The organism is Rhizobium sp. TRM96647 (assembly GCF_025780115.1).
Taxonomy (GTDB): domain Bacteria; phylum Pseudomonadota; class Alphaproteobacteria; order Rhizobiales; family Rhizobiaceae; genus Mycoplana.
Genome location: NZ_JAOXHF010000002.1, coordinates 555,379 through 578,149, shown reverse-complemented (window position 1 = coordinate 578,149; position 22,771 = coordinate 555,379). Strand labels below are relative to the sequence as shown.

Annotated in this window: 22 protein-coding genes; 8 read left to right on the top strand and 14 right to left on the bottom strand. The window is 68.3% G+C overall.

The features are described from left to right. Positions 1 to 6 precede the first annotated feature (6 nt). Positions 7 to 786 carry a polysaccharide deacetylase family protein gene (locus tag OCK02_RS05745; protein WP_412178758.1) on the bottom strand — a complete coding sequence of 260 codons (780 nt, stop codon included), beginning with the start codon at positions 784 to 786 and terminating at the stop codon, positions 7 to 9. Next, the gene (locus OCK02_RS05740) at positions 783 to 1,877 is read right to left on the bottom strand and encodes a glycosyltransferase family 4 protein (RefSeq protein ID WP_263811958.1); all 1,095 of its coding nucleotides are present in this window, start codon (positions 1,875 to 1,877) and stop codon (positions 783 to 785) included. The genes OCK02_RS05745 and OCK02_RS05740 overlap by 4 nt, the downstream gene beginning before the upstream one ends. Before the next feature lie 198 nt (positions 1,878 to 2,075). Between OCK02_RS05740 and OCK02_RS05735 the strand changes: the two genes are divergently transcribed. Then, positions 2,076 to 3,053, top strand: a complete 978-nt coding sequence (locus tag OCK02_RS05735) for a polysaccharide lyase (protein ID WP_263811957.1) — start codon at positions 2,076 to 2,078, stop codon at positions 3,051 to 3,053. 44 nt (positions 3,054 to 3,097) lie between these two features. Here the strand turns inward: OCK02_RS05735 and OCK02_RS05730 are convergent, their stop codons facing one another. Further along, positions 3,098 to 3,862 (bottom strand): aminoglycoside adenylyltransferase domain-containing protein, encoded by a 765-nt coding sequence (locus tag OCK02_RS05730; RefSeq protein ID WP_412178757.1) that lies wholly within the window; start codon positions 3,860 to 3,862, stop codon positions 3,098 to 3,100. Positions 3,863 to 4,092: 230 nt separating this feature from the next. Continuing rightward, positions 4,093 to 5,055 carry a glycosyltransferase family 32 protein gene (locus tag OCK02_RS05725; protein WP_263811955.1) on the bottom strand — a complete coding sequence of 321 codons (963 nt, stop codon included), beginning with the start codon at positions 5,053 to 5,055 and terminating at the stop codon, positions 4,093 to 4,095. Between the two features lie 283 nt (positions 5,056 to 5,338). Between OCK02_RS05725 and OCK02_RS05720 the strand changes: the two genes are divergently transcribed. Then, positions 5,339 to 6,178 carry a carbon-nitrogen hydrolase family protein gene (locus OCK02_RS05720; protein ID WP_263811954.1) on the top strand — a complete coding sequence of 280 codons (840 nt, stop codon included), beginning with the start codon at positions 5,339 to 5,341 and terminating at the stop codon, positions 6,176 to 6,178. Between the two features lie 345 nt (positions 6,179 to 6,523). Here OCK02_RS05720 and OCK02_RS05715 read toward each other — a convergent pair whose 3' ends face one another. Continuing rightward, a complete protein-coding gene (locus OCK02_RS05715) occupies positions 6,524 to 7,321 on the bottom strand; it encodes a hypothetical protein (protein ID WP_263811953.1) in 798 nt (265 codons plus the stop codon). A gap of 180 nt (positions 7,322 to 7,501) precedes the next feature. Further along, on the bottom strand, positions 7,502 to 8,017 hold the full coding sequence (locus tag OCK02_RS05710) for a YcgN family cysteine cluster protein (RefSeq protein ID WP_230803159.1): 516 nt from the start codon (positions 8,015 to 8,017) through the stop codon (positions 7,502 to 7,504). 274 nt (positions 8,018 to 8,291) lie between these two features. Between OCK02_RS05710 and OCK02_RS05705 the strand changes: the two genes are divergently transcribed. The 3 genes from OCK02_RS05705 to OCK02_RS05695 all read left to right on the top strand — a co-directional run bounded on the left by OCK02_RS05705 (position 8,292) and on the right by OCK02_RS05695 (position 11,996). Then, the gene (locus tag OCK02_RS05705) at positions 8,292 to 10,451 is read left to right on the top strand and encodes a transglycosylase domain-containing protein (protein WP_412178756.1); all 2,160 of its coding nucleotides are present in this window, start codon (positions 8,292 to 8,294) and stop codon (positions 10,449 to 10,451) included. A gap of 404 nt (positions 10,452 to 10,855) precedes the next feature. Beyond that, entirely contained in the window at positions 10,856 to 11,443 is a 588-nt protein-coding gene (locus tag OCK02_RS05700; protein WP_230803157.1) for a DUF1214 domain-containing protein, read from the top strand. Then, positions 11,436 to 11,996 carry a DUF1254 domain-containing protein gene (locus tag OCK02_RS05695; protein WP_263811952.1) on the top strand — a complete coding sequence of 187 codons (561 nt, stop codon included), beginning with the start codon at positions 11,436 to 11,438 and terminating at the stop codon, positions 11,994 to 11,996. The genes OCK02_RS05700 and OCK02_RS05695 overlap by 8 nt, the downstream gene beginning before the upstream one ends. A gap of 187 nt (positions 11,997 to 12,183) precedes the next feature. Here the strand turns inward: OCK02_RS05695 and OCK02_RS05690 are convergent, their stop codons facing one another. Continuing rightward, complete coding sequence (locus OCK02_RS05690) at positions 12,184 to 12,378, bottom strand: hypothetical protein (protein WP_230803153.1); 195 nt, start codon at positions 12,376 to 12,378, stop codon at positions 12,184 to 12,186. A 602-nt stretch (positions 12,379 to 12,980) separates the two neighbouring features. On the opposite strand from OCK02_RS05690, the gene OCK02_RS05685 reads away from it, so the two are divergent. After that, positions 12,981 to 14,003, top strand: coding sequence for a hypothetical protein (locus OCK02_RS05685; RefSeq protein ID WP_263811951.1), 1,023 nt, complete (start codon positions 12,981 to 12,983; stop codon positions 14,001 to 14,003). A gap of 272 nt (positions 14,004 to 14,275) precedes the next feature. Here OCK02_RS05685 and OCK02_RS05680 read toward each other — a convergent pair whose 3' ends face one another. The 4 genes from OCK02_RS05680 to OCK02_RS05665 all read right to left on the bottom strand — a co-directional run bounded on the left by OCK02_RS05680 (position 14,276) and on the right by OCK02_RS05665 (position 18,537). Beyond that, on the bottom strand, positions 14,276 to 14,665 hold the full coding sequence (locus tag OCK02_RS05680) for a DUF1491 family protein (protein WP_263811950.1): 390 nt from the start codon (positions 14,663 to 14,665) through the stop codon (positions 14,276 to 14,278). Between the two features lie 272 nt (positions 14,666 to 14,937). After that, entirely contained in the window at positions 14,938 to 15,822 is an 885-nt protein-coding gene (locus OCK02_RS05675; protein WP_263811949.1) for a calcium-binding protein, read from the bottom strand. A gap of 224 nt (positions 15,823 to 16,046) precedes the next feature. Further along, positions 16,047 to 16,976, bottom strand: a complete 930-nt coding sequence (locus tag OCK02_RS05670; RefSeq protein ID WP_263811948.1) for a peptidoglycan-binding domain-containing protein — start codon at positions 16,974 to 16,976, stop codon at positions 16,047 to 16,049. Next, the gene (locus OCK02_RS05665) at positions 16,948 to 18,537 is read right to left on the bottom strand and encodes a sensor histidine kinase (protein ID WP_412178755.1); all 1,590 of its coding nucleotides are present in this window, start codon (positions 18,535 to 18,537) and stop codon (positions 16,948 to 16,950) included. Before OCK02_RS05665 ends, OCK02_RS05670 begins: the two co-directional genes overlap by 29 nt. A gap of 489 nt (positions 18,538 to 19,026) precedes the next feature. Between OCK02_RS05665 and OCK02_RS05660 the strand changes: the two genes are divergently transcribed. After that, complete coding sequence (locus OCK02_RS05660) at positions 19,027 to 19,479, top strand: DUF5330 domain-containing protein (protein WP_263811946.1); 453 nt, start codon at positions 19,027 to 19,029, stop codon at positions 19,477 to 19,479. A 266-nt stretch (positions 19,480 to 19,745) separates the two neighbouring features. Next, the gene (locus OCK02_RS05655; protein ID WP_263811945.1) at positions 19,746 to 20,165 is read left to right on the top strand and encodes a SufE family protein; all 420 of its coding nucleotides are present in this window, start codon (positions 19,746 to 19,748) and stop codon (positions 20,163 to 20,165) included. A 37-nt stretch (positions 20,166 to 20,202) separates the two neighbouring features. On the opposite strand, the gene OCK02_RS05650 is transcribed toward OCK02_RS05655, so the two are convergent. The 3 genes from OCK02_RS05650 to OCK02_RS05640 all read right to left on the bottom strand — a co-directional run bounded on the left by OCK02_RS05650 (position 20,203) and on the right by OCK02_RS05640 (position 22,400). After that, a complete protein-coding gene (locus tag OCK02_RS05650) occupies positions 20,203 to 21,057 on the bottom strand; it encodes a DUF6456 domain-containing protein (RefSeq protein ID WP_263811944.1) in 855 nt (284 codons plus the stop codon). Between the two features lie 22 nt (positions 21,058 to 21,079). Next, positions 21,080 to 21,445 carry a helix-turn-helix domain-containing protein gene (locus OCK02_RS05645; protein WP_263811943.1) on the bottom strand — a complete coding sequence of 122 codons (366 nt, stop codon included), beginning with the start codon at positions 21,443 to 21,445 and terminating at the stop codon, positions 21,080 to 21,082. Between the two features lie 508 nt (positions 21,446 to 21,953). Then, positions 21,954 to 22,400 carry a MucR family transcriptional regulator gene (locus tag OCK02_RS05640; protein WP_230803141.1) on the bottom strand — a complete coding sequence of 149 codons (447 nt, stop codon included), beginning with the start codon at positions 22,398 to 22,400 and terminating at the stop codon, positions 21,954 to 21,956. Between the last annotated feature and the right edge of the window lie 371 nt (positions 22,401 to 22,771).

The following is a 22,771-nucleotide window of genomic DNA, read 5'->3' as shown; positions in this document are numbered from 1 at the left end:
GCGCGCCTATCCGACAATCTCGGAGAGCCGGTTCCACCGGCAGGCCGGATGCCTTGCCGTCCGCGCGAACAGGCCGTCCAGAAAGCGCCAGACCGCCTCGTCATGGACGAGGTGATGGGTGAGAAGGCCGAGCGTGCCCTCACCGTTCTCGTTGCCACTTTCGAGCGCCTTCAGCCGCGCCACCATTTCGCCGACGAGAACGCCGGTGTCCCGGCCGCCGCGCGTGCCGTGCCAGTCGATCACGTCGACATGGGTGTTGACCGCGGGCAGGCCGAGGCTCCTTTCCGGGCCGAAGACCGACAGCGCGCGGAAGCCGATGCCGCCGAGACGGGGCACGAGCGCGGGATCGATGCGGTTCCACGGCGGCACCAGCACCGGCACGAAGCGGGGGCCGAAGAGGTTCGCCAGGGTCGAGGCGCCGCGCTGCAGCGAGGCGAGCACGACCTCGGCCGGCCGATGGGGCCCAAGTTCCTGCTTCTTCTGGTCCGGCGGGGCGAAATTCTCGTGCGACCAGCCATGCACCGCGACTTCGGCATCGGGGGCAGCGGCAAGTCGGCGGGCGAGTGCCGCGCCGGTGAAGGCGGGGATGACCGCCAGCGCCACCGGCACGGCATGGCCGGCCGACTGGGCCAGCAGCCGTTCGAGCGCCGCCGTCGGCTCCACCGCGTCGTCGTCGCGAAGCCAGAAGCGCGCGACCCGCCCGGCGCGCGCCCAGCGGTCGAGTTCATCCTCCAGCGGCGCCCATGCGGCGTCCGCCATCCCTGCATCGTTCATGCGATCTGTCATGCGTGTCCCCTCACGTACCGGCGCAGGATGTCGTCGAGGCGCTGCGAGGCGCGCGCGAGCGAGCATTCCTCGACAACGAAGCGCCGGGCGGCACGGGCCATGTCCTGCCGCACCGCATCCTCCGTCAGCATCCGTTCCAGCGCCGCGGCATAGGCGCCCACGTCGCCCGGCGGCGTGAGCAGCCCGGTGACGCCGTGGCGGACCACCTCCGGCACGCCGGCTGTCGCCTGGGCCACGACCGGCAAGCCGGCCGCCTGCGCCTCCAGATAGGCGAGCCCGTAGGCCTCGCCGGTGCCCGGCCAGGCATAGACGGCGGACGCGCCGAGGAGGGCCGCGATCCCGGCAGTGCCGCGCTCGCCGTGCCAGACGATCCGCCCGCCTTCCACCGCCGAAAACAGCGCCTCGACCTCGCCGCGCAGCGCGCCGTCGCCTGCGACAGAAAGGGTCCACGGCAGGTGCTGAAGCTGGGAGAGCGCTGCCGCCAGCATGCGGTAGCTCTCCATCTTGTCGCCGGGCCGCATCATCGCGACCGTGACGAGCGCATGCGGCTGCGGGGCCGGCTCCACGGCCACGTAGGGCGACGGGTCGATGAAGGGCTGCAGCAGCGCCGTGCGCCCCTCCGGGATGGCGGCAGCGAGGCCGTCGCGGTCGCGGCGGGTCAGGCAGATGTTGACCGCCGCCGCACCGATCGTCTGCGCCAGCCGCCGCTGGTTCTCCGCCCACTGGCCCTGGTTGCGGCGCGCCGAATAGGAGGCTTCGGCGGTGACATAGGCGAAGCCGAAGCGACGGGCGAGTTCCGGGCCGATCAGGTCGGGGGCCTTGTAATAGGGGTGGTAGCAGAACCAGGCATCCGGTGCCCCCCCGGCCTGCCAGAGCGCCGTCAGCCGCGCGACCTCCGCGCTCGCCGCCTGTTCGATCGCCGCCCTCCCCGCGCCGTCCGGGTCGGAGGAGAAGCTGCGCAGGTGCGAGGCGACCGTGACCTCGTGGCCCGCTTGCGCCAGCGCCTCGATCAGGACCCGCGCCATCAGCCGGTCCCCGGAGGGAACGGGATGGTCCGGCGATTTCAGCGGCGCATGGAAGGCGATCTTCATGTCCCACGGTTTAGAGCCATCGGGCGCCGAAGGGAAGCCGCCGTGACGGCCGCAGCCTCGCTAACGCCTTGAAATCCGGAAGCGATCCTCGCGCGAAATTGATAGGCCGAAAACCATTTTTACGCTAGTTGTGTGCTGTCCGGCCCGCCATGCGTCCGCCAGAGAGTCCGCCCGAAGCACCCAAACAGAGAGCCCGCCATGACCTTGCCCCTCATCCGCCGCCTCCTTGCCGTTTCCGTCCTTCTCGGCGCGGCCCTTCCCGCGGCGGCCGAGGACGCCGCCTCGCGCAAGCTGCACGACGGCTTCGACGGCACCGGCTTTGCCGAGACCGGCGGCCTCTACTATCGCAAGAATGCCGAGCAGAAGGCGGGCACGGCGACCTTCCAGAGCGTGGAGAAGAAGGTCGGCACCGGCGCGCTGGAACTCAGCGTCCGCCCGCTGTGCAAGCCCGACAGCGAGGGTTGCAGCGAGAGGGCGGAGATCTGGGAGGAGACGGCGCTGCGGGTGCCCTACGACAAGGGCGTCTGGTTCGGCTTTGCGGTGAAGTTCGGCGATCCGATCCCGCAGGACGACCACCGCTACCTGATCGCGCAGTGGAAGCGCGAGATCGGCCCGGATGCCGAGGGCGACTTCAGCCCGTTCCTGGCGCTGCGGCTCGACAACGGCCGGCTGTTCGCCACGATCGAGAGCAATTACCAGCCGGGAACCGAGGCCGCCACGGAGGGCGGCATCGCCACCTGCGCGGGCGGCCAGGCGCCGGTCTGGCTGCGCCCGGAGGCCAACCAGATGCGCTCGCTCATCGCCCACGACGACCAATGGCGGCCCGTGGAAGACGGCGGGGTCTTTCCCGGCTGCACCGACAAGCTGATCCTGACCCGTCACGGAAACCCGCTGCCGACCCCCGATTCCGGCTGGATCGACTTCGCCGTCTATTCCCATCCCGGCCCGGACGGCGACGGGCGCGTCGAACTCTTCGCCAACGGCCAGTGGATCGTCACCGCCAAGGGCTTCATCGGCCACAACGACCACGGCCTCGGCGAGAACCAGTACTTCAAGTTCGGCCCCTACCGCGCCGCCGGCGCCGGCCAGTGGACGCTCTACTACGACGACTTCCGCCGCTCGCCCGACTGCATCGACGTGCTGCGCGACGAGGCGGCCTGCGCGCTGGTGCAGTGAGCGGGGTGAGAGTTAGGTAGCGCTCCGCCGTCCCTGCGGGCGCCTCAAAGCAGAAGGGCGATCTGCCCGCGCATATGTTCCGCAGCCGATCTCGCAGCCGCCTGCCTGTCGGTCCATGTATCGACGATCTCACCGAGATACGCCCTTCGCGCATGGTCGAGGATCAAGGCATGCCGCCCTGGAAGCCGTGGGCGGGCCCAGGCGGCGGCGGCATCCTTCGAGACGAAGTCGCCGTGTTCGGATGTCCGCCACATCCGGGCAAGCGTCAGCAAGACGTTCCGCTCATCTCCCTGCAATCCGTCCAGCAGGGCGGGAAGGCCCTCGCGCATGGCCGCGCGGATCGCACCGGCCGACACTTCGGGGAGCAGTTCGACGGCTTCGGGACCGAACAGCGGTATCGCATTTTCCCGCGCCTGCGCGAGGACGATGGTGTTCTCGGGGTCGCTCGCCGGGCCGGCTGTCTCCCCGGTCTCGAACGCATCGCGAAGCCACTCGCCATAGACTATTTCCGCCTGCGCCGGATAGAGATGCATGCCTTGCCCGTTGAAGTCGAACACCATGACCTCGAGACATCTCGGCTCCGGGTCACGACGGGGATGACGCCCTGAAAGGCGCAGAAGCGCAGTCACGAGCGCGCGGCGCTGGCATTCCGTCACCGGTCCTGCGACGATCACGAGGATGTCGACATCGCTTTGCGGCTGCAACCGGCTCTGCACTGCCGAGCCATGCAGATAGATGCCGAGAAGCGCATCTTCGAAAAGTTCGGAAAGCGCCGAGACGGTATCCTGAACCTGCCTGGAAATTCCCACCGCTTGCATCCGTCCTCCACTCCATCAGCCGCATGGCCTTGCTTCATAGCGGCGCTTCGCCCCTCTCCCTTCCCGTTTGCGGGGTGAGGGGCATGTTCTTTTCCGTGCCGTATGGTGGCAGCGGGGCGCCCCTCATCCGCCTGCCGGCACCTTCTCCCCGCAGGCGGGGAGAAGGACGATTGCGGCGGCGTCGCGATCCATCCCGTCGGCACGGACGAACGTCGAGGCTCCTACCAGGGCTTCCAGGCGACCAGCAGGCCGCCGTCGGTGCGTTCGGCCTCGTCGCACAGCGCGAGCACGTCTTCGACCGGCGCTCCGCGGGGGAGCGTGCCGGCGACGAGGGCGGCGTCGGCGATCGTGACGGCGCCGCCGCGGCAGACGACGGTGAAGAGCAGCGGGCCGGTGGACCACCAGGCGGGCGCGCCCGGAAGGGCGGCCGCGGCCTGCGGAAGCGCTTCGAGGATACGGCTGATGGCGGGATGGCCCGGGGGAGCGGCGATGAAGGAATTGGCGAGAAGCAGGCTGCCGGATCCGGTGTCGCGCGGGATATCCTCCGCCAGAACCGAAAGCCCGGTGAGCGGCAGGACGGCATGGAATGGGATATCGCGGCGGGCGGGATACCAGTCGCAGTCGAGATAGATGCCGCCGAAGCGCTGAAGGATCAGGTAGCGGGCGACATCGACCGCGCCCGGCAGGTCGCCGGCCGCCAGCATCGCGGCGAAGACCGGATGGGCGTCGATGCCGAGTGCGGCGAGATCGGCCTCGCGCCAGAGCCGGTATTCATAGCCGTGCCGCGCGGCATGGTCGGCCCAGGCGGCAGTCGCCGCCGGCAGGGCGGCCGTGCCGATCCAGACCTGGTGCAGCAGGTGCGGGACGGGCTTGCGGCCGGCCTCGGCGATCGCGCGGCGTTCCCCGGAGGTGAAGCGGCCGAACGGTGCAAGCAGGCCCGGCGGCGGAACGAGCGTGTGCTGGTAGCCGATGCGGGCGACCGGGTCGCTCCGGCGCTTGGCCACCTTGAGGAAGGCCGAGTGCAGCGGCCGCGGCAGGCCGAGCACGGTGGCCGGGCCGAGCGCACCATTTTCCGGGTCGGCGGCCATCGCCTCCAGGATCTCCAGCGCCGCCTCGAAGCGTCCCTCCTCGCGCAGCGCCTCGGCCTGCCGCAGGCGCGCCTTCAAGCTGTCCCGTTTCGTCATGCCTCTTGCTCCAAAACGCCCAATGCACGGCCGCGTGGTCCCGGCGCATGGTTCCTGCATTGGGCTAGCCCGGAACGCCAACGGCCGTCAACGGCGGGCAGCGCCGATCCCGGCCTGCAACGGCGGTGGGGCGGCAAGGCAGTCGCGCGCGGTTTTCATTCCTACGCGGCTATCCCGGCCGCCGGCGGCATTCCGGCCTCAATCGTCCGCCGGCGCGATTTCCGGTTTCATGTCGCAGCGTTCGCATCGACAATGCGACTCGCGCAGACAGGAGACGCCCGCCTTGAAGATCGCCGCAGCCCAGACCGCCGTTTCCACCTCCCTCGCCGCCAACGGGGAGGCCATACGGGGCATGATCGCGGCGGCGGCCGAGGAAGGGGCACGGCTCGTCCATTTCTGCGAGGGCGCGCTGTCGGGCTATGCCAAGGCCCAGATCGACCATCCCGAGGCCTGGACGCGCTTCGACTGGGCGGCACAGGAGGCCGAGTTGCGTGCGATCGCCGCCCTTTGCCGGCGGCTGCGGATCTTCGCGGTCGTCGGCGGCGCGCACCGGCTCTCGGGCGCTTTTCCGCCGCACAACAGCCTCTACGTTCTGTCCGATGCCGGCGAACTCCTCACCCGCTACGACAAGCGCTACCTGTCGAACAGCGAACTGCAGGGGTGGTACACGCCCGGGACCGAGCCGGTCACCTTTGCGGTCGACGGCTACCGCTTCGGCTGCGCGATCTGCATCGAGGCGCAGTTCTTCGAGGTGTTTTCCGGCTACGAGCGGCAAGGCGTCGATGCCGTGCTGTTTTCGTCCTGGGGCATCCCCGTGCGGTTCCTGATCGCGCTTCGGGCGCATGCGGCCCTGAACTGCCTCTGGATCAGCGCCGCCACGCCGGCGCAGACGGTCGGCGACCGTAGCCCGGCGGGCATCCTCGGCCCGGACGGCAAGACGGCGGCGCATGGGCCGCAGGCGCCGGAGGCGGCGATTGCGACCGCCGTGCTCGACAGGGACGACCCGGCCTACGAGACGGTGCTGCGGAAGGCGCGCCCCTGGCGGGCGCTGGCGCGGGAGGGCGGGATCTACCGGCAGAACGGGAGCGACGATCCGCGAAGCCGGGCGCGGGACGCGTTCTGACGCGAGGAAAAGCCGCCTGCGGCCCGCTTCTGCGGCTCCTGCAGCACCAGGCATCCAGGCACAACGCTGCAGGCCGACGGTGCATCGCCTCCTTGCGGCCCATCTTCGGATCGACGTTCACCCCGCACCCGCGCTGCCGCTCACCCCACACCCCGTGCCGCCCCTCACCCCGACCCTCTCCCCGCAGGCGGGGAGAGGGGGATGGAGGCGTCGCGGCATCGCCCTTCTCCCCGTTCACGGGGAGAAGGTGCCGGCAGGCGAATGAGGGGCGGAGGTGCCGCGCACTTCGCGCATGCCGCCCCGCCACGATCCGTCGTCTCTGTGACCCGGCGGCCGGGCCTGTGGCTAGCGCTTTTTGCCGTGGCCGCGCTTCGGGGTCAGGTAGCGCTCGATGATCTCGCGCTGGCCCGGTTCCAGTACGGCTTCGAGCTCGCTCTTGGCCGTCTTCAGCCGTTCGGCCTTTGCCGCCCGGTCCTCCACGCGCAGGATCACCCGGTCGAGGAAATCGAAGCCGGAGGGCCGGCTGCGGCCAAGGCGGGGGCTATCGGGACGGGTGACCTGTTCGCCCGTGCCGGCTGCGGGCGCATCGCCCGCATCGCCTGGAGCCGCCTGCTGGCCGACGGCCGGCGTGTCGCCGGTGCTCGTATCGTCCATCCGGTCTTCCATCGGCATCCCCTCGCCGGGACCGCCCGGTCCGCCGGGGCGGCCGCGATGCGGCATGGGGGTTGCGAAATCGACGAGGGCCGCGGTGAAGCTGCGCCAGGCGTCGAGCTGGGACGTCTTGATGCCGGCTGCGACCTCGGCTGCGGCAAGGCGCGTCGCCAGCCGCTCGCCCGACCATTGCTGGTGCCAGCGATGGGCGCGGGCCCGGTCGCGGTCCCGGTCGCCGTCGCGATCGTGCCGGTAGCCACGACGGTCGTGGCCCATGCCGCCGCGGTCGCCGTGGCCGCGATCCATGCGGGCTTCCCGTTTCGACATGTCCGGTCCGCGCTCGCCGGAGACGGCCGGCGGCGGGCTTGCGTCCTGCGCCAGCGCCGGCAGCGCGCCGGCACCGGCCATGGGCAGCGCCAGCGGCAGGGCGAGCGCCAGCACCAGCGCCTTGCGCAATCCTCCGGAACGGGTCTGATGAATATCGGTTATCATTCTGTTTCTCCTTGGCATTCGTCCCTACGGGAAGAAAGATAGGAGCCGCCCGTGACCGCTCTAGGGCTCGAAGATGACGAATGGCATGGACGCGATGACTTTTGCGTGATCGCCGCGGGCATTGCGGGAGGACCGCAACCGCGGCTGGCAGGCGGCGCGGGACGACGGAGACTGCCGCGGTTAGCGCTTGGCCGCCTTGCCCACCTCCAGCGGCCAGGTGACGAGATAGTCCTCGTAGTCCTCGACGTCGATGCCCACTTCATCCACTGTGCGGCCGCGGGCGGAGATGCCGGCCTGGTGCACCGTCTCGGGATCGCCGGAGACGAGCGGGTGCCACCAGTAGAGGTCGTGGCCATCGCGGACGAGGCGATAGCCGCAGGTCGGCGGCAGCCAGGAAATCTCGGCCACCGACTTCACCGTCAGGCGGATGCAGTCGGGCACGGTCGCCTGGCGGTTTTCGTAGTCCTTGCAGCGACAGCTGTGCTCGTCGAGCAGCTGACAGCGGATCGAGGTCCAGACGACCTCGCCAGTGTCCCAGTCCTCGAGCTTGTTGAGGCAACAGAGCCCGCAGCCGTCGCACAGGCTCTCCCATTCGCCGTCCGACATCTCGGACAGCGTCTTGGTCCGCCAGAAGGGCGCATCGTCGCCGGAACCGTCGGCAACGGGGGCCTTCTTCACCTCGTTCTTCGCGCTCATTCCCGTCCACTGGACCCCGCGGGCGAAAAGGTCAAGCAAAAGCGCCCGTACGGGCGAGAACGGGCCTGCGGAACCTGCTTTCCGGCCCTGCCGCTTCACGCCGCTGTCCACCCCACTGTGTCCTGCGCGCAAGCCTTCGCGACAACGTGAACGCGGCCGCAACGGATCGGAAACCCTGTTGTTTTATCGGTGGCGATAGCCTGATATCGTTTCTATGAGATCGCGCGCCCCGGGCGCGCGCGCATGAGGATGAACCGCCGTGCAGGACGACCATATGGACGACCGTCTGGACGCCCCGGGGCCCGAGCAGAAGCCGCGCCGCCGCCGGCGGCACATCCTCCTGCGGATCGACAGCTGGATCGACAGCACCATCTGGAACGCCGGCTTCCGGCTGGCCGAACTGTGGGAGGAGATCACCATCTTCTTCCGCCGCTTCCAGACGAAGGGCTGGAAGCGGGCGGTGTTCGAGATCCTCGGCGAAGGCATGAACCTGGGCACCGCCGGCTTCGTGCTTTTGCTTGCGCTGGCACTTCCGGCCTTCGAGGAGACCAAGGGCAACTGGCGCAACCAGAGCGACTTCGCCGTCACCTTCCTCGACCGCTACGGCAACGAGATCGGCCACCGCGGCATCATCCACGAGGATTCCGTGCCGGTCGACCAGTTGCCGGACCACCTGATCAAGGCGGTGCTGGCGACCGAGGATCGCCGCTTCTTCGACCATTTCGGCATCGATTTCCTCGGGCTTGCCCGCGCCATGACCGAGAACGCGCGCGCCGGCGGCGTCGTGCAGGGCGGCTCGACCCTGACGCAGCAGCTCGCCAAGAACCTGTTCCTCACCAACGAGCGGACGATCGAGCGCAAGATCAAGGAGGCCTTCCTGGCGCTGTGGCTGGAGGCGAACCTGTCGAAGAAGGAGATCCTCAGGCTCTATCTCGACCGCGCCTACATGGGCGGCGGCACTTTTGGCGTGGCGGCGGCCTCGCAATTCTATTTCGGCAAGGACATCACCGATGTCGATCTCGCCGAAAGCGCCATGCTGGCCGGGCTGTTCAAGGCCCCTGCCCGCTATGCGCCGCACGTCAACCTGCCGGCGGCGCGCGCCCGCGCCAACGAGGTGCTGACCAATCTCGTGCAGGGCCGGCTGATGTCGGAGGGCCAGGTGATCGCCGCGCGGCGGAATCCCGCGAGCGTCATCGACCGGCAGGAGCGGACCGCGCCCGATTTCTTCCTCGACTGGGCCTTCGAGGAGGTCCAGCGCATCGCCCGCCCCTTCGCCCAGCATTCGCTGATCGTGCGCACCACGATCGACCCCGGCCTGCAGGCGGCGGCCGAGGAATCGGTCGAGACAGGCTTGCGGCAGTATGGCGAGAGCTTCCACGTCAAGCAGGGCGCGCTGGTGATGGTCGAGAACGGCGGGGCGGTGCGCGCCATGGTCGGCGGGCGCGACTACGGCGAAAGCCAGTTCAACCGCGCCACCAAGGCGCTGCGCCAGCCGGGCTCGTCGTTCAAGGTCTATACCTATGCGGCGGCGATGGAGAAGGGCAAGACGCCGGAGGACACGATCGTCGACGCGCCGATCACCTGGCGGGGCTGGTCGCCGCAGAACTACGGCCGCAGCTATGCCGGCCGGGTGACGATGATGACGGCGATCGCCCGCTCGATCAACACCGTCCCGGTGCGGCTCGCCAAGGACTATCTCGGCACCGAGGCGATCGCCGACATGGCGAAGGCGATGGGGGTGGAGACGCCGATCCGCACCGACAAGACGATGCCGCTCGGCACCTCGGAGGTCACCGTGCTCGACCAAGCGACCGCCTATGCGGTCTTTCCGGCGGGCGGGGTGCAGTCGCGCCGGCACGGCATCACCCAGATCCTGAACTATGACGGCGACATCCTCTACGACTTCTCGCGCGACGCGTCGCCGGCCGGGCGCGTGCTCTCCGAGCGGGCCAGTGCCGACATGAACCGCATGCTCGTCAACATCCCCGTCAACGGCACCGCCCGCAAGGCGGCGCTCAACGGCGGCATCGTCACCGGCGGCAAGACCGGGACGACACAGGCCTATCGCGACGCCTGGTTCGTCGGCTACACCGGCAACTACACGACCGCCGTCTGGTTCGGCAACGACGACTACACCTCGACCAACAATATGACTGGCGGCTCGCTGCCGGCGATGACCTTCAAGCGGCTGATGGACTACGCCCACCAGGGCATCGAACTGCGCGCGATCCCCGGCATCGAGAACCCGCTGCCCGGCCCGCAGGCGCCCGGCGCAGCCACCGCCGCCGCCGAACAGCAGCCCGACAACGCGCTTCCGGCCCTGGTGCGCCCGCGCTCGCTCTCGGTCGGCGTGACGAGGCTGCTGCGCTCGATCGCAAAGGACCTCAACGAGGCCAAGCCGCTTTCGGCCGACGGGCGCGTGGCGGCGCTGTAGGGGCGGCGACAGGCGCGGCACGGCCTTCGCCCTGTTGCCCCGGCTGCCCCTCACCCTGTTCTCTCCACGGCTGCCCCTCACCCTAACCCTCTCCCCGCAAGCGGGGAGAGGGGACGTGCCCTGTTCTCCGGCCGCGACGGATGGCGCCAGCTTAGCCGGGGCATCTTCCTTCCGAAAATCACGGCGTTTCGGGTGCGCGTCCTTCTCCCCGCCTGCGGGGAGAAGGTGCCCGGCAGGGCGGATGAGGGGCTGACGCGGACGGGGCCTAAGGGCGCACTTCCCCACGGGCCTTGCCTTTGTCATCGATTTTCGCAACGGAATCATGCAATGCTCGCTGCCAGAGCCTGCGCCGCGGCCCCTTCTTCGTGGCGATCGGTTCTCGCGTGTCCAACCGGTAGGCCGATTTGTTCCGTATTCCGCTTCTCGTCGCCCTTGCGCTCGCCATCACCTTCGGCCTCGGCACGGCATCGGCCGTCTGGGCGCTGAAGGCGACGATCGGGTTCGGGTCGATCGCGCTCGGCCCCTGGCACGCCTTTCCCGATGCGCAGACGGCCGGCGCCGATCCCTATGCCAAGGCCCATCGCGCCCGCGACGGCGCGCTCCTGTTCGGCAGCGCCGAGGGACTGATCTTCCGCGCCACCCAGGACAGCGGCGGCCATGCGCTTTCCGGCCGCTGCGCCTACGACATCGTCGGGCTGACGCCCCCTGCCCGGCTGTGGACGCTGCATGCGAGCACGCCCGACGGCCGGCCGATGGCGCTGGCGCCCGGCATGCCGGCCGGGCTGAACTCGTGGACGACGCTGCGCGAGGCCGACGGCAGGATCGTCGTGCATGTGGCGCCCACAGCGCAGCCGGGCAACTGGCTCTCGGTCGCGCCGGGCCGGCCCTTCCGGCTGGTGATGACGCTGCTCGACACGCCGACGGCCGGCAGTTCCGGCGTCATCGACCTGTCGATGCCGTCGATCGAGCGGACGGGATGCGCCGATGCGTAGCATCCTGTTTGCGATCCTCGTCGGGGTGGTGGGCGCGGCCGCGCTGCACATCCTGATCATCCTCGCCGTGCCCTATTTCACCGGCAACGACGCCTATACCCGGATCGGCGACCTCGGCGAACCGTTGCGCTTCTATCCGCTGCCGAACACGGCGGCGAGCCGCGGCGGACTGGTCAACGACGATCCGGGCCTGCGGGTCGCGGCGTGCGCGTTTTCGGTCGCCGACGCGCCGGTGCGGCTCTATGCGCCGGCCGGCGTGCCGTTCTGGTCGGTGGGCGTGTTCGACAGCTCGGCCAACGAGGTGTTCAGCATGAACGACCGGACGGCGGTGGCCGGTGCGCTCGACGTCGTCGTCGCCACACCGATCCAGCTCAACGCCATCCGCAAGGCGCTGCCGGCGGCCCTTGCCCAGTCGATCCTGGTGGAGATGCCCGTCGACGAGGGCTATGCGGTGCTGCGCACCTTCGTGCCGACCGCGACGATGGACGAGGCCGCCCGCGCCTTCCTCGGCAATGCCGGCTGCGAGGCGATCGACGAGAGCACGATCGAATAGATCGTGCCGCCGGCGGCCAGTTCCTGGAGCATTGTGGATTTTCAGTTCGCGCACGCAAGGCGGCGACCGGGATCGCCGAACGGACGCCGCCTGCCCGCATCGCCGGGACGCGTGAGCCCGCGCGATGCCCGCAAGACAACGCTGGCCTGCCACGGCAGGTTCGCCCTGCGGCAGGGCCGGCCTCGCCTCAGCGGCAGGCGTCCTTGCCCGGCTTCGTCGGCCGACGCCGGCTCGCGCGCGCTTCTGCGGCAACGAGCGCCGGGGTCAGCCGCTCGTAGCGGACGCCGGTGAAGAACAGCACGGCGGCCGGGGCCTCGTGCCATACCTTCGCGCGCTGCGGCCTGCGGGCCATGCGTTCCTGAATTCGTACCACGTCTGCCATTCTCGCCTCCTTACAAGAACCGAGACGGATGAAGTACTGCACAAATCTCATCCTGCCCGCCTGACGGGCCAGTGCCACCGGATCCGTCCGGGGCTGCGGCTTCACACGCTGAACCATAACACCACAACCGGACCTTGAACGGCAAAGGCGCTGCAAAGGTTTCCCGATCGGGGAAAAGTTCTTCCAGCTGCCGTCCTGCGCGGAGTGCAATCATCTGCATCGCCGACGCGACTTCCCTTGTCTCCGCATCCGCGCCTGTCCGGCACCATCCCCGAACAGGGGCCTGCGGCGAAGGGATCCGGTGCATCGCACCTTGCCTTCGAAACGTCGTTGCATCGGCTTCGACGCAACGATCGCGCTTGAAGGGAAGAATAGCACGGGGACGCCCCCGGCACTGCCCATCCCTATGTCCGAGAAGTTGCGTCAATACGGTTAACATCTTGCTAATTCTTTTCGTCTAATTGTTGGCGATCAAGGATTTCACGCGGCTTTGCGGTTCGGTTCGAACCGCTGACCCGCCGCAGGCCACGCCATCCCAAAGCGGTAGGGATCGGCGGGGAATGCACCGGGAAATGGCTGTCTTTGCGTAAGAGTGGTGCGTCGTGGGGGACAGTTTTCGAGCGCTGGAGAGACCGCAGCCGGGGCGGCAGAAGGACATCGTCCTGATGGCGACGGTCTCCAGCTTCGAGAGCCTCGCCCATCCCTCCCGATCCGACCAGCGGCAATTCCACGAACTGTTCGTGCCCACCTATCTCGCCTCCAGCGACGAGGCGCGCCGCCAGGCGGTCGCAGCCCTGTCGCAATGCGCAGCCGTGCCCGAGGCGACGGCGCTGTTCATCGCCCGCGAGCCGATCGGGATCGCCGCGATCTTCCTCACCCGCTCGGCAGCGCTCTCCCCGCGCCTGCTGATGGAGCTCCTGCACACCGCCTCGCCCGCGCATGCCCGCGCCATCGAATGCCGCGACGACCTCTCGCCGCAGACGATCGAGCGCCTCGTCGACCTGCACCGCGAGCATCGCAGCCGCGGCCCGGTCACGGTCGAGCCGGCGGCGACGGAGGCCCGGCGTCTCGCCCGCGAGGAGGACCTGCGCGAGGAACTCAAGGCGCTGGTGCGGGCGCAGGCCCCGGCGGAAACCGACCCCGATACGGGCCCAACCGGGCTCGTCGCGATCGGCGAGGTTCATCTCGCCCTCATCGTTCGCTTCGCCCGCGCCGGCGAGACCGGCATGTTCTGCGTGACGCTTGCCGACGCGCTGGGCAGCAGCCAGTGGCTCAGCGAACGCATCCTGCTGGACGTTTCCGGACTGCAGCTGGCAACGACGCTGGTGGCGCTCGATGCGCCGGCCGAAGACAGCGCCATGATGCTTGCGCGGCTCTATCCCCATCTTGCCGAGGCGGCGGAAGCGGCCCGGGGGGGAAATCGCGCCGCGGCGCTTGTTGCCGATCTCGGACGGGCGGCCTGCATCGAACGGGTGGAAAGCTGGCGGCGCGCCGACGCCTATACCTATGCCGGCCAGCCGCCGGCGCCGGCCAATTCGGACAGGGGCTCCGACCGGGGCCAAGCCGACATCGACGGCGCGGGCAACCGGGACGGCGAATACCGGCGCCAGGCCGCGCAGCGATAGCGGCAGGCAAAGGGAATGCGACAGGCCGGGCGCATGCGGGCCTTCGCGCGACAGGGCCGACATAAACAGGGCGGACATCAGAAGAGCCGGTGCTGCGCCCGGACCCGCTCGCGCCGCTCGGTGCGGATCGCTGCAATCATGGTGGCCACGTACATGAAGGCGACGAAAGCGACGAAAGCTGGCAGAACTGCAGACATCACGGACCTCCTGAAGTGCGTGCCGGGAGAAATTTCCCACACTTCACTTCTCGCACAGGTCGAGGTGCCGTGCTGTTACCGGCGGAACAGGGGGTGGCCGTCGTCCCCGCGGCCTTGCGCGCGGTCGTCCGTCGCGATCTCGAGGAGGCCGTCGATCGCCTCGGTCTCCAGCGCCACGATCCAGAGGTCGGGATCAAAGCGGATCTCGCGGGAAAGCGCGTCGGAGACGGCCTCGCGCGGCTGGCGGTCCAGCCGGCGCTCGAACAGGCGGCTGCCGCTGTCATCCTCGTCGAAGAAGCTCTGCGGCGCCGGTGCATAGAGCGTCTCGGTGCCGTCGCGCCAGGACTGGCGGACGAACAGCGCCCCGCCTTCGGCCGCCCCCTTGCGCTCGATCGCGGCAAAGTCGCCGCGGGCGAAGACGTTGCGGACCAGGGCAGCGGCGAAGATCTCGGTTTTCAGGCGCATCGGCGCTCAATAGCGGCCCCTGCCCGCGGTGGCAACCGGGCCTGCGGCGGTCGCAGGGTGATCGCATGGGAAGGAAGGCCCCTCCTATCCCCAAGAAGGCTCCTCCCCAACCCTCCCCACAAGGGGGCGGGCTTAACCCGGCCGCACTGCCGGGGTTCCTATCGGGCAGAAGGGCACCCGCTGGGTCCTCTCCCCCCTTGTGGGGGAGATGGCCGGCAGGCCAGAGGGGGGACTTGCCGCCACAGGATTGCCCCCGGACGTCGATCCGGCCCTCAGAGGATGAAGTCGGAGGCCTTGAGGCTGATCGACAGGTCGAGGACGAAGGCGAATTCGGGTGTCTTGTCGCTGTCGATGTTGCCGTAGACGATGGTGTCGCCGCCGCTCTTCTCGTAGCGGATCTGGCCGGCGGCGGTGAAGGCCTTGGTGCCGATGAATGTGAAATCCTGGTCGCCGCTCTTCTTCACGTCCGCGTCCATCACGTCGAGCTGGATCTTGTCGCGCTGGCTGCGGCTGAAGTCGGTGATGACGTCGCGGCCGGACTTGGCGACCGTGGATTCTTCCGGGACGACAAACAGGAACAGGTCGGCGCCCGAGCCGCCGGCGAGGGTGTCGCGGCCCATGCCGCCGTTCAGCATGTCGTTGCCGGAGCCGCCCTTGAGCGTATCGTTGCCGTTCATGCCGAGCAGCCAGTCGTCGCCGGCGTCGCCGTAGAGCTTGTCCTTGCCGTCATAGCCGTAGACCCGGTCGTCACCCTTGCCGCCCTTGAGGGTGTCGTTGCCACCATAGCCATAGAGCGTGTCGGACTTGGAAGAGCCCGTGAGCGTGTCGTCGCCCTTGAGGACGAGCATGCGCATGCCTTCCCAGCCGAAATTGACGGTCGATTTGTGCATCTCGGCGGCCTTGACGTTCAGGCCGGTGAACTCGTTCAGCTTGTCGCCGGAGCGGGTGGAGAAGGTGATCGTCTTGATGGTGCCCGAGACTGGCTCACCGTCGCTGTTCACCTTCAGTCCGGTGCCGACGACGCTCATCTTGAGGCCGTTCGAGGCCACCAGCGTCACCTTGGTGGAGGTGTGGCTGTGTGCCCGCAATTCGCCAAACCATTTATCCTCGAAGAGGCCGTAATCGCCCAGAGAAGCGTACCATTTGCCCTTGGCCATGCGAAAATCCCCGTGTTGCAGATGCCGATAGGCGGCACCCGCGGGAGATATCCCGCCGTGCGGCCGACAGCGCCCTCGCCCTCGACAGGCTGATCCCGCGCGCCGAGGTTGCGACGCGCGCCCGATGCCGGCAGATGCCGGCCTTCCGGCACTCTAACGTTTCACGCGCGGATTTCATTTCCGAAAAAGGAGGTACGCCCCCGAAAAAGGGGTAGGTGCTGCGCTCAGAGCGCGCCGATCTCCTTGAGCTTGTTCAGCACCAGTTCGTTCGGCTCGCCGGTGGCGGGCAGCCGGTAGTGCTTCTCGAAGGCGCGGATGGCCTCGCGGGTCCTGGAGCCGGCGACGCCGTCGACGGTGATGTCGGCATAGGCGATGTTGCTCAGCCCTTTCTGGATCTTCATCACCAGCGCGCTCGACGGCCCGGGGCCTGCAGGCGCGGGTGCCGGTGCGGGCGTCGCGGACGCTGCTGCCGGGGCGGCCACGGTATCGGCCTCGGCGGCGCGGATCGCGGCTGCGACCGGATCGATCTCCGTGCCCTTCTCGCTCGCCCCGCCGGTATCGAGCGGTCGCTCGGTCGGCAGCACCGCCACCTGCTGCGGGGCGTCCGCAAGCAGTGCAGCCAGCAATCCCGCATCCGGCGTGCCGGTGAGCGAAAGCCCCCGCTCCTGCTGGAACCTTCGGATCGCCGAGACCGTCTCCTCCTGCAGGCGGCCGTCCGGGTCGCCGGCATAGAAGCCCTGGCGGGCGAGTTCGGTCTGGATGTCGAGGACGAGTTCGTTCGGCTGGCCGGCGTCCTGCCCGCCGCCGCCCTCGGCCTGTTCCTCACCCTCGCGCCGGATCACGAAAGTGGTGACGTCCGAGGGTTCCTCGCGCAGGGCGGAAAAGCCCAGCGTGTTCTGGCCGGAGCGCGTCTTGAGGATCGGCGAGGGATGGCCGCCCGGCTGGTACCACAGCGCATTGGCGGCGACAAAGGAGAAGACGACGGCAAAGGCAGCGCCGCCGCCGACGATCGAGGGATGGCGCGCGGCGAAGGCGCCGAGCGAAAGGAGCGAACGCTGGAGGAGGCCCGGGCCGGAAGCCTGCCGCTTGCGCGCAGCCGCGGTCCTGCCCTTGCCGGCGCCGCGGTCAGGCTGTTTTCGCGCGCGTGCCGTCATGGCCCCTGCTCCTGCTGCTGCCCTTGTTGGCGTTGGAGACGTCTCCCTCCGTCATGGCCGCCGGTATCGCATCGTTTCTCTCGCGGGGAAACAGCCGCGGCGGAAATTCCCCGTCATTGTCGAAGACGCGCTCGCCGGCCTCAACCGTGCCGGAGCCGTCGGCGGGCAGGCAGACGGTGATGCGCGTGCCCTCGCCCGCATCGCTGCGGATCGTGAAGGTGCCGCCATGCAGGGCGACGAGGCCCTTGACCAGCGAGAGGCCGAGGCCGGTGCCCTCGTATTTGCGGGTATATTCGTTTTCCACCTGGACGAAGGGCTGGCCGATCAGGTCGAGCTTTTCGGCGGGGATGCCGATGCCGGTGTCGCTGACGGTGATGACGAGGTCGCGCCCGCGGCGGGCCGCATCGATCATGACCATGCCGCCCTTCTCGGTGAACTTGACGGCGTTGCCGACGAGATTGATCAGGATCTGCTGGAGCGCGCGCTGGTCGGCGATCGCCTCGCCGACGTCGCAGGGCACGCGGCTCGACAGCTTCACGCCCTTCTGGCGCGCCTGCAGCGCCAGCATCTGCTCGCAGGCCTTGACGCTGTCGGCAACCGCGAAGGGTTCCAGCACCAGTTCGTAGCGGCCGGCCTCGATCTTGCTGACGTCGAGCATGGTGTTGACGACCGACAGGAGATGGCCGCCGGACTGGTGGATGAGGCCGACATATTCGCGCTGGCGGTCGTTCTCCAGCTTGCCGAAATACTCGCCGGCGAGGATGTCGGAAAAGCCGAGGATCGCGTTCAGCGGCGTGCGCAGCTCATGGCTGACGGCGGCGAGGAAGCGGGTCTTGGCGTCGTTGGCCGATTCCGCCTCAGCCGCCTTGCGGGCGCTGTCGTGGCGCAGTTCCGCCTCGAGCGAGATATCGCGCGACTGGGCGACGACGGAGGCGAGCAGCCCGGACGTATCGCGCACCGCCGTCATGTCGGTGCGGACGTGCAGGAACTGCGGGCTGCCCTCGCCGGACTGGCGCTGCTCCAGGCGAAGGTCGACTGTGACATGGGCCTGGCCCTGGCGCAGGCGGTCGATCGCCTGCAGGAAGCCGAGCCGGTCGGAGACGTGGATCTGGTCGATGAAGCCGCGGCCGGCGGGATCGCGCATGGAGCGGAGATAGGCCTCGCGGTCGCGGCCGCGGACGTCGGTGACGTAGCCGCGCGGATCGTGCAGCGTGACGAGACCGGCGAAGAGATCGTAGCAGGCGGCCGGATCAAGGGCGGTGGCCTTCGGGGCGGCTGCGGCCGGGGCCCTGCCGATGCGGCGGCGCGACAGCACCGACGAGGCCGCCGTCGCCAGCAGGCCGCCGGAGGCAGCGAGCGCGGCGCCGGCCGGGAGCGCGGCCGAAACGGGCATGACGGTGGCGAGCGCCAGCGGTAGCAGCGGGACGGCTGCGACAGAGGAAAGCAGGATCGCGCGCAGGCCGGCGGGTGCCGCGTCACCGTTTGTGGAGACGCATGCCTCACCCGTAACGGCTGCCGCGAAGGCTGCCATCCTGTCAGCGATGTCACTCAAGAGACGCACGCAATACCCTGCCGTCAGTTGTTCTTTTATGTGGCCGCAGAATCGCACCGGCCGCTTAGAAAAGGATAAACAGGCCGGGTCGGAAAAGGGGCAAATAGGCCCAAAAGGCCCGTTTCAAACCGTTGCCGACGGCATTTGAATTTCGTGGTTAATGACGGGTAAGCGTCTAGAAATGCGGCATTTTCTCGTTCGCGTTAACCTCTCGGGCAGGACGCCGGCGAAGGGAATCCCCAACTTTCCGAGACTTGCCCCGATGCTGCCTGCCTTGATGTTTAACGCCGATCGCTAAATGTTGAGGTAAATGTCCGGCGGCGGGCATTGATTCAAATTTTATGCAGTTTTGAGGAAAAGCCGAGTGATTCCCGCAAAGGGCCGTTTTGGTGTATCCCCTATTGTCACAGCGACGGTCCGGAACGCTTTTGCGGGGCGGACAAGACGGCAGCGGCCGGAAAGAGCGGCGCCGGACAGACAACGAGGATGGGCAAGGCGATGTGGTTTCTGATCAAGGGAGCGTTCTGGTTCTCGCTGGTTCTGGTGCTGCTGCCGCTGTTCGACACGGACGCGACGCAGAAGCTGGAACAGGGCCCGGCGGTCGAGCTCGGCGATACCGTCAGCGCGGCCAGCGAGGCCATCTCCTACCTGTCGGCCATGTGCCTGCAGAAGCCTGAGGTCTGCGAAAAGGGCGCCGAAGCCTTCGTGGCCCTCGGCCACCGGGCGCGCGAAGGCGCCCATGTCGCCTACAAGCTGCTGGACTCGCAGTTCGCCGACCCGTCCGAACTGGCCGCTGCACTCGACCAGCCGCTGCCGGCAGCCGCTACCGCCGAAGACGACGCCGATAACGTCGTCACCGGCACGGTCGCCGCAAAACCGGCGATCTCGGCGGCAGACGCCCTGCTCGAGATCATCGCCATCCCGACGCCCCGGCCCGATCCGGCCGGCTAACTGCCTTACCCGCGCCGTTTTGCCTGGCCGGCGCGCCTTGGCTCTTTGTTTCGACGCATGTCTCGATCCCGAAACCGGAGACCACTTTCGGGAGACATGCTCCGGAACTGCCTGACTTGTTGCTTTGCAACCGCCGCGAGGACAGCCCATGCCTCGCGGCGTCTTCTTGTCGTGCGCCCCATATTCCCGCCGCGTCAATCCAGCCGCACGGTTCAAATTGCCGTCCAATTGCACTATATGTCCGGCAGGAGCCAATTGGACGCGACATGACAGAGCTTGACCGGATCATCGACGACTTCGCCTTCCTCGACGAGTGGGAGGACCGCTATCGCTATGTGATCGAGCTCGGCAAGGCGCTGCCGGAACTGGCCGAAGACAAGCGGACGGCGCAGAACAAGGTGCAGGGCTGCGCCAGCCAGGTCTGGCTCGTCACCCATTCCGACGGCGGCACCGACCCCGTACTCACCTTCGAGGGCGATTCGGACGCGCATATCGTGCGCGGGCTGGTGGCGATCGTGCTCGCCGTCTATTCCGGCAAGCCGGCCTCGGAGATCGCCCGCACCGACGCGATCGGCGTGTTCGACAAGATCGGGCTCGTCGAACACCTCTCCTCCCAGCGCGCCAACGGCCTGCGCTCGATGGTGCGGCGCATCCGCGAGGAAGCCACGGTGCGGGTCGCCGCCTGATACCAACCAGCCTCGCGCGCCGGTCGCGGCGCATTCCTCAATCCGGCGCCGCCGGCCGGTCGAGGCGGCCGGCCAGTTCCGGCCGGTATCCTTCCGCCCCCCAGGAATGGCTGCGCGGCCTCGGGCTCCTTTCGGGCGCATAGTGGCGCGAGAGCGCCATCAGGGCGGCGCGCAGCATCAGCTTGGCCGAACGCGCCGGCCACTGGCGCTCCCGCTCCACCGTCTCCAGACCCTTCATGAAGCAGCAGACGTCGAGGGCGGCGCCAGACAGCTCCGGCCCCATCGCCGCGATCGCCTGCTGCAGGCGGCCGCGCGCGGCGAGCGCGGTATCGGAGAGTTCGCGCGCCCGGCCGAGGTCGCCGCCGTCGCGCGCGGCGAGCCGCGGCTCCCAGCGCATGGTCAGCCGCGGCTGCAGGCCGGCGCGGGTGAAATCGCGCGCCAGCCGCTCCCCGGCCGCAATCGCAGCCTCGGGAAGAAACAGCGCGCCGGCCTTGTCCTTCAGGCGCGCCAGCGCCGCAAGCGGCGATTCCAGCTGGTTGACGCTGACGCGCTCGCTTCCGGCAGCCGTGACGAGAGCGCGTTCGGTCAGGTCGCGGTGCTGGTCGAGATAGCCATCGGCCCCGGCCATAAGCCGCCGCAGGTGGCTGCGGGTCTCGGGCGAGGCGCGCAACATGCCGGCCTCGCGGATCGCAAGGCCAAGGCGAAGCGCCTCGGCGACCACGGAGGCGCCGGCCGTCGCCTGCCGGCCGCCGGCCGCGGCGAGACGAAAGGGATCCTCGCCGGAGATCTCCGCTTCGCCCGCGGCTGCGAGAAAGCGCAGGAGCGCCGCCAGCGGCCGCTTCGCCGGGACCGCGGACGGCTGGCCGGTCTTGCCCGTGCCCGGCCTGTTCATGTCCGGCCTCCTCATGCCCGGCCTACTCATGCTCTGCCGCCCCGGAGACGGCGAAGACGGACAGCGTGATGCGCTCGAGCGTCGCCACGAAATCGTCGAAGGCGCTGTCGTCGCGACGGTCCTCGACCACGTTGCAGGCGTGGCTGACCGTGGTCCTGTCGCGGCCGAAGGCCTGGCCGATGTCGGCGAAGGAAAGCTGCAGCGCCACATGGCAGATATACATGGCGATCTGGCGGACATGGGCGGCCGACCGCCTGGCGCTGCGCCGCTGCTGCGGGCGGTCGGCGACAAGTTGCAGGAGCTCGGCAACGAGCTGGCGCACCGTGCGGCAGACCGAACGGGCGGACGGCTCGGCCTGGTGGAACCTGCCGGCGCCGGTGAAGGTCACGGCGTGCAGCCGGTCGCTCCTGGCCCGCAGCCTTGCGCCGGCGCGGCTGGTCCGGCCCGACCGGGCGCCGGGGTCACGATGGACGGAGGTGGAAACGGAAGAGAAAGCTGTGTCTGCATGGGCGCATCTCCTTTGTAGGAATTTATTCATACACCCTACGAAGGAAACGGGGACGAATGAAGCGCATAGACACAACCATTCCTTGAATTCCCAAAGGAAACTCGAATGATTATCCCCAATATAGGTTTATTTTCCTTCTTTCACATAAAGGCAACGGCCCCGGCGGCGCACGCGCGCATCCCCTCGCCGCCGCCGCGGGCGGGAAAACGCCAGCGCGACGCGGACATCATGCCCGCATCGGCGCAAGGGATCGGCTTTCTGGAAAAAGGGGCGCAGGAATGGACACTGCGCCGGGACCGGGGGAGGTCCCGCAGGAGGCGCGGCGGGGCGATGCCCCGGCCTGCGCATGGTTGCTGCGAAGCCCGGGCGGGCTCCGCGGATCGCTTTCTCAGCGCTTGGCGGCGGCCGCCTTGCGGCGCTGGCCGAGGCCCATTTCCTTGGCGAGGCGCGAGCGCGCTTCCGCATAGGACGGGGCGACCATCGGATAGTCCGCCGGCAGGTCCCACTTCTCGCGGTATTCCTCGGGGGTCATGCCGTAGTGGGTCATCAGGTGGCGCTTGAGCGACTTGAACTTCTGACCGTCCTCGAGGCAGATGATGTAGTCGCTCTGGACCGACTTGCGGATCGGAACCGGCGGCTTGGGCTTCTCGGCCTGGACCGGGGCTTCGGCAACGGCGACGGGTTGCGAGGTGTTGTTCAGTGCGGAATGCACATCGGCGATCAAGGTCGAAAGTTCTGCAACCGGAACGACATGATTGCTGACATAGGCGGCAACGATATCGGCTGTCAGCTCAACTAGCAAATTGGAGCCGTTACCGTCGGAAATCTCAGTCATCTTCTTCTCCTGTGGGTCGAACCGCCTGACTCGCGTACGCGAGCGCGGAACAAACTACGCTCTCTTGCAAAGCATACCTTGTTTTGGCTGGGTGAACCTGCCCGCATCCATGAAAGGACGCCCCACGAGGGCAGACTTCACTAATCGCTAATATTACTTCCGTTACCGGAGCGCCCCTCCGCTACCCAAATCTTTATCACAACCGTGCCTGAAAAAGAGCACTTTAGAATGGTCGCAACTTAGACTGGAGCTCTTCGCGCAAGCAAATTCAACACAGCAGCTTTACTTAAAGTGGAATAGCATCGTTTATCCCAAAGTCCAATATTATTTTGACCAAGATCAAACGATTCTTGTACATCCCCCAGATGGGT